Annotated in this window: 8 protein-coding genes; 4 read left to right on the forward strand and 4 right to left on the reverse strand. The window is 49.2% G+C overall.

Going from position 1 to position 11243, the window contains the following annotated elements:
* Positions 1–34: 34 nt before the first annotated feature.
* Both EKM89_RS07455 and EKM89_RS07460 read right to left on the reverse strand, forming a co-directional pair.
* Positions 35–1282: an MFS transporter gene (locus tag EKM89_RS07455; protein WP_125687204.1), complete on the reverse strand. Its 1248-nt coding sequence runs from the start codon at positions 1280–1282 to the stop codon at positions 35–37.
* 52 nt (positions 1283–1334) lie between these two features.
* Positions 1335–3326: a beta-galactosidase gene (locus tag EKM89_RS07460; protein ID WP_125687206.1), complete on the reverse strand. Its 1992-nt coding sequence runs from the start codon at positions 3324–3326 to the stop codon at positions 1335–1337.
* 128 nt (positions 3327–3454) lie between these two features.
* Here EKM89_RS07460 and EKM89_RS07465 point away from each other — a divergent pair, with 128 nt between their 5' ends.
* Positions 3455–4324, forward strand: a complete 870-nt coding sequence (locus tag EKM89_RS07465; RefSeq protein WP_125687208.1) for a helix-turn-helix domain-containing protein — start codon at positions 3455–3457, stop codon at positions 4322–4324.
* Between the two features lie 177 nt (positions 4325–4501).
* On the opposite strand, the gene EKM89_RS07470 is transcribed toward EKM89_RS07465, so the two are convergent.
* Complete coding sequence (locus EKM89_RS07470) at positions 4502–5638, reverse strand: helix-turn-helix transcriptional regulator (RefSeq protein ID WP_125687210.1); 1137 nt, start codon at positions 5636–5638, stop codon at positions 4502–4504.
* Positions 5639–5745: 107 nt separating this feature from the next.
* On the opposite strand from EKM89_RS07470, the gene EKM89_RS07475 reads away from it, so the two are divergent.
* The 3 genes from EKM89_RS07475 (at position 5746) to EKM89_RS07485 (ending at position 10941) form a co-directional block, all read left to right on the forward strand.
* On the forward strand, positions 5746–7260 hold the full coding sequence (locus EKM89_RS07475) for an alpha-N-arabinofuranosidase (RefSeq protein WP_125687212.1): 1515 nt from the start codon (positions 5746–5748) through the stop codon (positions 7258–7260).
* Positions 7261–7288: 28 nt separating this feature from the next.
* Positions 7289–8536 carry an MFS transporter gene (locus tag EKM89_RS07480; protein WP_125687214.1) on the forward strand — a complete coding sequence of 416 codons (1248 nt, stop codon included), beginning with the start codon at positions 7289–7291 and terminating at the stop codon, positions 8534–8536.
* 182 nt (positions 8537–8718) lie between these two features.
* Positions 8719–10941, forward strand: coding sequence for a glycoside hydrolase family 3 C-terminal domain-containing protein (locus EKM89_RS07485; protein ID WP_125687216.1), 2223 nt, complete (start codon positions 8719–8721; stop codon positions 10939–10941).
* 83 nt (positions 10942–11024) lie between these two features.
* Here the strand turns inward: EKM89_RS07485 and EKM89_RS14195 are convergent.
* On the reverse strand, positions 11025–11243 hold a 219-nt coding region (locus EKM89_RS14195; RefSeq protein ID WP_225421844.1), incomplete at its 5' end, for a hypothetical protein.

Below are 11243 nucleotides of genomic sequence, written 5' to 3' on the forward strand. Positions count from 1 at the left end.
CTCCTTAGAAATCAGTTCAAGTTATAATCAATGCTTATTTTGTGGAACGAATCATTTGAATGAAGATGCAAGCGAGTAAGACGAAGACAATCGCAATTGGGAAGACCAACTTGTAGCCGCCCATAACCACGACGATACTCGTCACGATTGGGCCAACCGTTTGGCCTAAGGTCGTCGCAATGTTCAAGATGCCTAAGTCCTTACCAGCTTCTTCTTTGTTTGGTAAAACGTCAATGTTCAGTGCTTGGTCAACGGCGCCATAAACGGCGTAGCCTAAACCAGCGAACCCAGCAAACAGAATCATGGAGAATGGGGAGCGCATGACCCATGGCAATAAGTACCCAATGGCTAACAATACGGCGGAAACGATCACGGGCAGTTTCCGGCGACCAATGGCATCGGAAATCGCACCAGAAGCCAGTGAACCGACTAAGCCAACAATCATCGTAACCACGGACATAATTGAAATCGTTGCTGCAGCGTCCGCTTTGCCTTGGCCAATGTAGCTTTCCAAAATATATAATTGATAGTTTAAAATCATGTAGTAACTGAAAATCAACAACGTCCGGCCCAAGAAGGCTAACCAGAAATCACGGGCACCCTTTAACGGTGGGCGGAATGATGCCATTAATTCAGCAAATCCGCCTTCAACAGCCGGCAAGTCCTTCGCTGATTCTTCGTGTGGCCAAACGATCACCGTACAAATACCGGCAATTCCCATTAAAATTCCGGCGATAACAAACCCTGGAATCTGAATTGAGATAAATCGCGCACCAATCAAAGTCCCCACTGAAGTCCCAGTGGTCGTCCCAGCGGACATGAAGGCAGACATTGTGGCCCGCATATCGTCGGAAACCCGGTCGGATAACGTCGCAATAACCGGTGCAATCATCATGTTTAATCCTACCATGCTAAGGCAGTAAGCGATCCCGATAGCCCAGGCGTTACTCAAGATCCCGATTGAAAAGAGTGACAGGCCCCCAATGATCCCACCGGCAACGACCCACGGTGTTCGCCGGCCGAAACGGGAACGCGTCCGGTCGGAAAGGTTCCCAAACAACAGGTTAGAGACTAACGACGTGATGGCGGTCGCGGCGTTTAGAACACCAAAAATGGCAGTTGACGCATTGGGTCCGACTAAATCCTTTAAATGTTGCGGTAACAGCACGGCCGAGACAATTCCCAGACCACCCATCCATAACAGGGCGAAGATAAAGAAACTAGCCGAGAAGCGAATCTTATTCGATTTACTCATCGTAATCTTGCTTTTTTCATTTTCCATGATGTTTTCTCCTCAAATGTTTACGCTTTCAATTATGTATCGAAGAAGCGACTTAGTCCTCTTCAACGATGGCAACGCCCCAAGGCGCAAGCTTTAACTGTGACTGGATTGGCTGGTCACTGATCAATTCGTTTCCGGCAACTGGCTGCTGAACCGTCTGTTCCGTGCTCGAGTAATTGAAGTAGTAGGTCAACGTCTTACCTAAATCATTTTGTCCCTGCTTCACAATTACCGGGAAATTTTCGGCAAAAGTATTCAGGTTGATTTCCTTCACATAGTCACGAATCAGGTCCGTAATGACCTCGGCAGATGGGTAACAGCCCATGTAGATGACGGAGCCCTTCCCAAATTGATTCTTAGTAATTGCTGCATAGTCAGACCAGTTCGGATCATCGTAGGTGGCCAGCACCGCCGCCGTATCCGGAATCAACAGTTCCATCCAATCCTTCAAGGAATCGTCCTTAACACCTTGTAGACTAGGTGCCTGACCCACTAGTTTCGTCCCATCGGGATCAACAAACATTTCGTAGTGCACGCCGCTAGCTTCGGAAATAATTCCCGGTTGGCGGTCGGTGCGGACCTTAACGTGCTCGTCGGTAAAGCCTGACTTGAAGGTGTAGATGACGTGACCACCACGTTTGACGTAATCATTCAAGGCCTTTAGAAAGTCATCGCTAACACTGTAAAGTGCTGGCACAACAATCAGCTTGTAGTCATCCAGCTTGATATGGTGTTCATCGGTAATATCTGTCCGCACGTTTAATCGGTAAAATTGGTCGTACAGTGAGCGGAAAAGGTCATTGTAGTTCCGCGTATCGGAGAATGGAAAGGCATTGATCGCCGTCAAGCTTTGATTGCTGACCAAGAAAGCCACTTCTGACTTAATCTTAACGTTCACTAGGTGTGAAGATAGCCGCTTCAATTCCGCCCCGGTTTGTTGGACCTCGTTGTAGACGGGGTTAGGCTGGAAGTCATGACTCAAGATACCCTTCCAGTAAGTTTCAGCCGAATTGTGAATGGAATGCCAGTGCCAATACTCAACCATATTGGCTCCGGAGGCCAAGTGACTGTATGCTAGTTGCCGCAATTGTCCTGGATAAGGAACTTGTTGCTTAAAGGCTTGTGCTTGCGTTTCCATTACGAGATAATTATCATGTTTAAGGGATCTCAACTCATCACCGGCAAACGAGACTTCCGTTCCCGTAAGGTGCTTACGTGCAGGATGATAAATGTCGCCACCCGCATAATCTAAGGCCTCGCTGGCATTGAAGTGGTTCACATCGGGTTGGATTCCGTATGAATACCCGCGCCATTCGAAATCAAAGTTATGGGTGATAAATTGATTGGGTTGGCGATATTCCTTCACTAGGTCAACTTGCCACTTCAAGTAATCGGTAACCAGCTGTTGCCGATACTTGTCGAATTCTGTCTTCAAACTGCCGTTGATGGTCCCGTCCATGGACGGAAAATCTTCCCAGGCATTGATGCGGTTACTCCAGTAGTCCAGGCCAAATTCGTGATTAAAACGATTCAAATCGTCATTAAACTCTTGCTTGATATACTGGACAAACCCTTTTTGAACATTGTCACTGGACGTGCCATAATGCTTAGTCTCGTTATCAACCTGGAAGCCAATAACGGCCGGATGGTTAGCAACGTGAGCAATCATTTCCCGAATGATCCGTTCCGCATAACGAAGGAATGTTGGGTTGCTAATATCAAAGATCTGCCGGGCACCATAGGGTTGGCGTTGGCCGTTGATTTGAACCATGACTTCTGGGTATTTTTTGGCTAACCAAGTTGGGATGGCGTAGGTTGGCGTTCCGACAATCACTTTAATGCCGGCAGCGTGCATCGCATCAAGGACTTTATCCAATGGTGAGAAGTCAAAGACCCCATCTTGCTTTTCGTAAGTTCCCCAGGTGCTCTCGCCGATACGGACAACGTTGATGTTAGCTGCGGTCATCATTTCGATATCTTTATCGAGCCGGTCGACTGGTAAATATTCGTAATAATAGGCTGTTCCGTACAAAATATTTTTCATTTTTTATCCCTCATTCATTTCTTGTAAACGCTTACTGTGCTTATTATTACCGATTTAGTAAACCTTGTACATGGCTATGTTCGGCCAAAAAAGACCCAAATCAAACTTTTTCAGGAAGGAATGACCCTATGGATATCCTTAAAAACGCCCACCGGCTCCCGGTTCTCGACTGGAACCTGAATTTTTTCGGTGGCCATTACCAAAAAGTCGTCAATGATTGGCAAGTCCCAATGGACAAACACCAGGCCTTCGAACTGATTTTTGTGATTGAGGGACAGGAAAGCCTCTCAATCGAGCAGGAATCTTACACCCTTAATCAAGGTGACTTTGTCCTGATTCCGCCTGGCTTTCGGCACACGGCACACGCCATCGATCATCTCACCTACTTCTGCTTTCACTTTGATCTGGACGAACCCAATTTCATTGTCCAGCTGATTCAGAACTCGCCAATTTATTTTCCCCAGGGTGATAGCTTGAATCGCGCCATTTGCCCCATCTTACAGGAATTGATTGCACTAGTTTCCCTATCGGCCGACTACTCCTTCAAGGACAAAATGCAGATTCAGATCTATCTGTCACAAATTCTGATGATCTTTAGTGAGCTCATTCCCGCTAAATCGGCTGCGACCAATGCCAACCAATCGCGTTACGCTAAAATCATTGCGGAGTCTCTAAAATCTACGTTAAATGATGCCATTCTTCATCCCATCGATGGCGATACCGAACAGATCTCAATCGCCGACCTTATGGCCACCATCGGCATCAGTGAAGGCTACGGTAACCGCGTCTTCAAAGACGCTTATGGTTTCTCACCACAGAAATACCTGTCCGAGTTGAAGTTGAAATGGGCCAAGAAGATGCTGTTAAAGCCACAATTCAGTGTCGCCGAGATTGCGGCCACCTTGGGCTATCAAAACGCGTCGCACTTCAGCCGTCAGTTCAAGCGCTGGACGAAGATGTCGCCCAAAACGTATCGCCAAATTGTTGCCAAAACCTAAGTCGGTGCAAGACAAGCGTGTGGAATAAAGGACAGTTAATGGGCGAGCATTAAAGCTGCCAGCCGGTAAGGCGATGACTGGACGAGATTGCCTTTTTCCGCCCATTTCAGCAATTCATATTTGGAGACAACAAAGGAGTCTGGGGAAATCCCAGACTCCTTTGTTGTCTCCATACAGCTACATTTTACCATTCACATTTCGAAACGCGCTGGGGGTCATCCCCACGTAGCGCTTAAATACGTCCGCGTAGTGGCTAGCTGAAGAATAGCCGTAGTCAAACGCAATCGTGCTAATGGCATGCTGCGTATAGATCAAATCCCGCTTGCTGGCATTCAACTTTTCTCGTTGCACGTACTCACTAAATCGTAATCGCTGGCTGTGGCGAAATAGACGTGACAAATATTGCGGGGTCACCTGACAATGAACGCTGACGGTCTGTAGGGTGAGCGCCTCGTGCAGATGTGTTTGCACATAGGTCTGACACTTGCGAATAATGCGGTTCATGTCGGCCGTCGTCTTATTCTGAATGTCATGGACCACCTGTGTGTATTCCTGTTTGGCCTGCAGTCCCAAGGCCATCACGTCTTGCTCCGTTCGCGCAGCTTCAAGCGAATTAATGTACTGATCATTAATCGTAAAGGATTGTTCATAATCCAAGCCACCACGAATCGCCGCGCGCGCCAATAAGGCCAAATCAACAATACCTAAGTTTTTCAACGACCGCAACCGGGTCGGCCCCAACTGGGCGAAATGGCCATCAAAGCTTTCATGGAGACTGGCCTGTAATCCAGCAATATCTCCTGTCGCCACACTGTTCAGTTCTCGTAGCTCTTGATCGTACGGATTGTGAATAAAGGCATGCTCCTGGTTCTGATTAAAACGGCGGACAGTCTCCACGGCATTCATTTTCTGTTCACCGTGACTAATGCCATTTTTCATATACAAGTCACTAGGACGTAGGTTACTGCCATCTAGAATATTTTGGAGTAAGCATAGCCCTTCCAACCAGTCATCCCATGAACAAGACTGCACGTGTGCCTCCACCATTTCCGGTGTCGCTACTAAAACTGGCCCCAGGACATAAATGACATGTTCCTTACGAACGAGTGCTAACGATCGGCCATCTGACCAGCGCTCCAGCTGGGGGCACTGCCCTGTCGCGTGCGGGACAAGCTGTCTAATCACCGTCTGTTCTTTTTCGTTAACCACTTGCTGGCCAATACACCGGACAAACTTACCGTTATCATATTGACTGATTGGCACATGTCGCGTCCGTAGCAAATAATCCAACACGACGGCTACCGGTTTTCGCATCGTTTCACACCCTCCTAATCAGTTTCGTTATCTGATATTTCATTTGATTTTCTGATATAAAAGCGGTTACATACCGACTATTATATAGCCATCAGGAGGAAATCACTATGCAAATTCATTTAAATTCTAAAAATACATATGGCACGATTAATCCCAAACTCCATGGCCAGTTCATTGAGTTTCTCGGTAGTTGTATCGATGACGGCATCTGGGTCGGTAGAGACTCTGCCATTCCTAACATCCATGGTCTGCGGCGAGGCGTCGTCGAGGCTCTGAAAGCTCTCGCACCACCCGTCGTTCGCTGGCCAGGCGGCTGCTACGCTGACACTTACCACTGGCGTGACGGCATCGGTGCCCCCGCGAAACGTCCCGTGACCTTCAACGAAAACTTTGGGACCTATGAACTGGATCAGCATCAATTTGGAACCGATGAATTCATGGACTTTTGTGCCTTGATTGGCGCCGAACCTTGGCTCAACGTCAACCTCCTCAGCGGGAGTGTGCAGGAAATGAAGGATTGGCTAGAATACTGTAATCGCGCGCAACCAACATCGCTGGCCAAGCTTCGCCAAGCAAACGGCCATGCTGATCCCTACAATGTCAAATACGTCGGTATTGGCAATGAGGTTTGGGGTGGCGGTGGTTTCATGACTCCCCAACAGTATGCGATGACATACCGCAAGTATGCGACCGCTATGCCAACGTTTAAGACTTCCCTATTTGATCAGGAAAAAACTTACAAAATTGCGAGTGGTCCCGATGGTAACAAGCCTCAGGAACGGGTTCGCTGGACGCGCGACTTCTTAACCGCCCTGGCAAGCTCCCGACAACCTGCTATCGATGCCATCGATCTTCATTTCTATAACTGGAACATCGACCACGAGAACGACACCCCGACTGACTTCACATCAGACGACTGGGCGCGCGTCATTCAAAGTGCTCACGAACTCGACGACGTCATCAGTGAGCAGGAAGGTCTCATCGCTAAGGGACTAGCCAATATGCCAATCCCAGAATCCACGATGGATCACCGCCTCGACCAGATTGATCTAGTCGTTGGCGAGTGGGGCAACTGGCACCGTCCAGCCTTCACCGCACGGCCCGCCCTTTACCAACAGGTCACCATGCGTGATGCCCTGACGACCGCCATTAGCCTAAACATTCTGCAAAAACACTGCGATAGTGTTGCCATGGCTTGTGTGGCGCAAACCGTTAACGTGTTGAATTCACTTCTACTGACCGACGGCGACCAAACCATTCTGACGCCAAACTATGACGTCTTCATGCTGTACAAGGGCCATCGTGGCGGCCACGTCTTGCCCCTCGACACGAAGACACCCGCTGTCGAGACCTTTGCATCCATAAAGGACGGCATCATCACGGTCAGTCTCAGCAATACCGCCATTAATGCGCCTAAATCCCTCACACTTACCTTTGACGATACTGTCCACCTAATCACGGCAGAAACACTGAATGCCGCCCACGTCACCGACTACAATGATGCCGCCCATCCGAATACTGTCCGCCGTCATCCCCTAGCCATGAAGCAGACGACCAGCCAACGGCAGACCGTCACTTTGCCAGCGGCTTCCGTGACCACGCTTCAATTCAAACGCAGTTAACTTTCAATTCAGTCAAGGAGAAAAGACTATGGATAATACCAATAAAAAAATCACGATGAGCAAATCTAGCAAGGTTCGCTTCTCGGCCAGCTTCTTTATTTTCGCTTTGCTTTGGATGGGTGGCTTGGGGATCGTCGCCGCCGTTTTACTGCCCCAACACTTAAAAGACATCATGGGTCCCAGCGCAGCCACTGCCGTCTTTGGCATTCTAAACGCTGCGACCGCCATTTCTTCTCTAGTGGCGAACCTCCTATTCGGAAATCTGTCCGACAGAACGCGTTCGCGCTTTGGCCGACGCACACCGTGGGTCGTCGCTGGTGGTCTAGTTGGCGGACTTTCCTTGTTTCTCATTGGTATCTTCACCAATGTTTGGGCCATTGGCATTGCCTACTGTGCCAGCATGTTTGGTCTAAATATGATGATTGCGCCAGTAATTGCCACATTATCCGATCGCGTCTCTGATGATATGCGGGCCACAATGTCTGCCTTCATGTCCGCAGGAACGACCTGTGGGACATCATTAGGAACGTTAATTGGTGCGCGCTTCATTTCGATTCAAGTTCCGGGCTTCGTCGTCGCTGGAATTCTCATGGGAATTGCTGGAATCTGTACCGTTATCGTGTGGCCAAACGAAGACTCCGCAAAGAACCTGCCCGTAGTTTCCGGTGGTGTCAGCGAATTACTTGCTTCATTTCGACCCCCAGTGAAAGGCGCGCGCGATTTTTGGCTAGCCTTCGTCGGTCGGACACTCTTAATTTTTAGTTATTACATGATTTTTAACTACCAGCTCTACATTTTGGAAAGCTACATTGGCCAAGGAAAGACAGCCGCTGCAGCCACAATTTCAGTTATGTCTGTCATCACAATGATTGTTGGCTTAGTCGGGTCACTGACTTCCGGCGCCATTTCTGATGCCATTGGTCGGCGAAAATTACCAGTGATCGTCGCGTCGATCCTATTAGCTATCGGTTACTTGCTCCCTTGGATGATGCGTTCACCACTATCTATGATGCTCTTCGCCGGATTCGCTGGCTTGGGCTATGCTGTCTACGGGGCTGTTGATCAAGCGCTGAACATCGACGTTTTACCAAATAAAGAAGAAGCCGGTAAGGATTTGGGTATCTTAAACATCGCAACAACTCTGGGACAAACTGTTGGTCCCATCGTGACTAGTATCGTGGTCGTCATGGGCGGCTATAAACTTGTCTTCCCAATTGCAATTGTCTTTGTCCTCATTGCCTGCATCTTCATTCAGATGATTCATTCGACAAAATAAACAAATTCGCCTGATCACACATCAGGCAACAGGACTCACTACAACAAGTAACCTACGCAAAAGTTTGCTAAAAAGTCAGATTTGGGTCATTTCAAGTCTGATTAACCGCTTTCATTAGGTTGGTTGTCCTGTTAAACTAGTTGTGAAAGCGTTTCACTACACAACTGAAAAGGAGCTTTTTTATGACATCACCAATTAGCAATGATTTCATTCAACAGTTGACGCTGACCGAAAAAGCCAGTCTCGTTTCAGGTAAAGACTTCTGGTTCACTGCCGGCATCGACCGGTTGAACCTTGAAAAGATTATGATGACTGATGGCCCATCCGGTCTACGGAAACAAGCCAACAGTGCCGATGCGCTGGGCTTGAACCAAAGCGTCAAGGCTATCACCTTCCCCGCTTCCGCTTTGACCGCCGCCTCATTTGACCGCAAAGCCCTGACTACTCTGGGTGAAAACCTGGGGGAAGCTGCTAAAAACGAAGGGGTCAGTGTGCTCCTCGGCCCCGGAATCAATATGAAGCGTAGTCCCCTCGCCGGCCGGAATTTCGAATACTTCTCTGAAGATCCCCTCGTTGCCGGTGAACTCGGTGCCGCCTACGTCAACGGTGTCCAAAGCCAAGGCGTCGGCGTTAGTGTGAAGCATTTTGCCGCGAACAACCGTGAAAACCAACGTTTCACGTCCTCCTCCAATATGAGCGAACGGGCGCTACGTGAAATCTACCTGGCTGCCTTCGAACGCATCGTGGTCACCGCCCACCCAGCAACCCTGATGTGCTCCTACAATGCCATCAATGGGACGCTAAACTCGCAAAACTTCAAGCTACTTACCAAGATTCTCCGCGATGAATGGGGCTTCGATGGCGTTGTTATGTCCGACTGGGGAGCCGTTGCCGACCATGTGGCCGCTCTGCGCGCCGGGTTAGACTTGGAAATGCCTGGTAAAGGCCCGCAATCAACGACAGAGATCGTTGATGCCGTCAAGCATGGCGACCTGACCGAAGCAACCTTGGATATTGCCGTTCGACGGGTCCTCAAGATGGTTCATGACTGGCACGTTGACAGCCAACCAAAACCTTATGATAAAGACGCCCAACACGAATTTGCCCGGAAGTTAGCCGCTAACAGCATGGTCCTCTTAAAGAATGATGACCACACCTTGCCACTGGCTAATGCTAAAGACGTTGCCATCCTTGGTGAACTCGCCGACAAGCCACGGTATCAAGGTGGTGGCAGTTCCCATGTGAACGCCTACCGCATCACGACGCCACTGGAAATTGCCGAAGCCGCTGGCAACACCAACTACCAAGCTGCTTACAGCTTAGATGCTACGGCCGTGGACGCCGATCAAATCGCCAAAGCCGTTACCGCCGCTAAGCAAGCCGCCAAGGTCGTTATCTTTGCCGGCGTTCCCGAAGCCTTAGAATCTGAAGGCTTCGACAAGACCTCAATGGCCTTACCCGCTAACCAAAACGAATTGATCAAACAAGTTGCTGCCGTTAACGCGCACACCATCGTGGTCCTTCAGAATGGGTCCGCCATTGAAATGCCATGGGCCGACGACGTTGCTGCCATCCTCGAAACCTATTTGGCCGGTGAAGCCGTGGGTGAAGCCACTTGGGACGTCTTGACCGGCGCCGTTAACCCGAGCGGAAAGTTGGCCGAAAGTTTCCCAATCAAGCTCGCCGACAACCCAACCTTTGGGACCTTCAACGCAAGTCCTCTGACCGAAACCTACCACGACGACATCTTCGTTGGGTACCGGTACTACGATCTAAAGCAACGCGCCGTTCGCTTCCCATTTGGCTACGGTCTAAGCTACACGCACTTCAGCTACCACGACCTAACCGTCACGGACAAGGACCAAAACGTTATGGTCAGCTACCAGATCACCAATGATGGCGATGTAGCCGGCCAAGAAACGTCACAGATCTACGTGGCCAACCACGCCAGTCTGGTCGAAATGCCCGTCAAGGAACTTCGCGACTTCGCCAAGACTGAATTAGCTGCCGGGGAAACCAAGACGATCACCCGGACATTACCACGACGCGCCTTCAGCTGGTACAACGCTGAGACTAGCAATTGGCAAATGGATGACGGTGACTACACCATCTTCGTTGGTCGGTCATCACGCAACCTCGACTTACAGCAAGACGTGACGTTAGCCTGGAATCCACAAACCGGCGCGCCAGTAACGCCAAACACGTACATTGGCGCCATTATGGCCCGTCCTGACTTACGAGCTGCGTTGGAAGAAACCGACATCGCCAAGAGTTTCGATGCTCTCGCCGGTAACGACACCAACAGTGAAATGATGAAGAACATGCCACTCCGTTCCGCCATCATGGTTGGCGTCAGTGTTGATCAGCTTAATGCCTTCCTTAAGCTGGCGAACCAATCGAAGTGAAGCTAATTTTAATTATCATTTAGTTCCAGAATCAAAATAAACTCAAATAGCTAGTCAAATCTTACTATTCAAGATTTGACTAGCTATTTTCTTCTAACAAAAACAAAAAAATTTTCTCTTTTTCTGGACAAACAGATTTTACACGTCACTTTTTGATCGTAACTAAAGGTTGAAAGCCAAAATGTTTGCGTTACGCTTGCGACAGTAGGAATTATCACGGCTAAATTAGTGAAAACGGCCGCACTCCGGATGCCAGGGATTCCGCTTGCTGTGGGGAACGCTTCCAGCCAAAGGACGGGCTT

It is taken from the genome of Levilactobacillus fujinensis (assembly GCF_003946335.1).
GTDB classification, from domain to species: domain Bacteria; phylum Bacillota; class Bacilli; order Lactobacillales; family Lactobacillaceae; genus Levilactobacillus; species Levilactobacillus fujinensis.

What these genes read in the sequence shown, in the direction of transcription:
- EKM89_RS07455 (WP_125687204.1), bottom strand. Translation starts at nt 1,282, where the DNA reads ATGGAAAATGAAAAAAGCAAGATTACGATGAGTAAATCGAATAAGATT.
- EKM89_RS07460 (WP_125687206.1), bottom strand. Translation starts at nt 3,326, where the DNA reads ATGAAAAATATTTTGTACGGAACAGCCTATTATTACGAATATTTACCA.
- EKM89_RS07465 (WP_125687208.1), top strand. Translation starts at nt 3,455, where the DNA reads ATGGATATCCTTAAAAACGCCCACCGGCTCCCGGTTCTCGACTGGAAC.
- EKM89_RS07470 (WP_125687210.1), bottom strand. Translation starts at nt 5,638, where the DNA reads ATGCGAAAACCGGTAGCCGTCGTGTTGGATTATTTGCTACGGACGCGA.
- EKM89_RS07475 (WP_125687212.1), top strand. Translation starts at nt 5,746, where the DNA reads ATGCAAATTCATTTAAATTCTAAAAATACATATGGCACGATTAATCCC.
- EKM89_RS07480 (WP_125687214.1), top strand. Translation starts at nt 7,289, where the DNA reads ATGGATAATACCAATAAAAAAATCACGATGAGCAAATCTAGCAAGGTT.
- EKM89_RS07485 (WP_125687216.1), top strand. Translation starts at nt 8,719, where the DNA reads ATGACATCACCAATTAGCAATGATTTCATTCAACAGTTGACGCTGACC.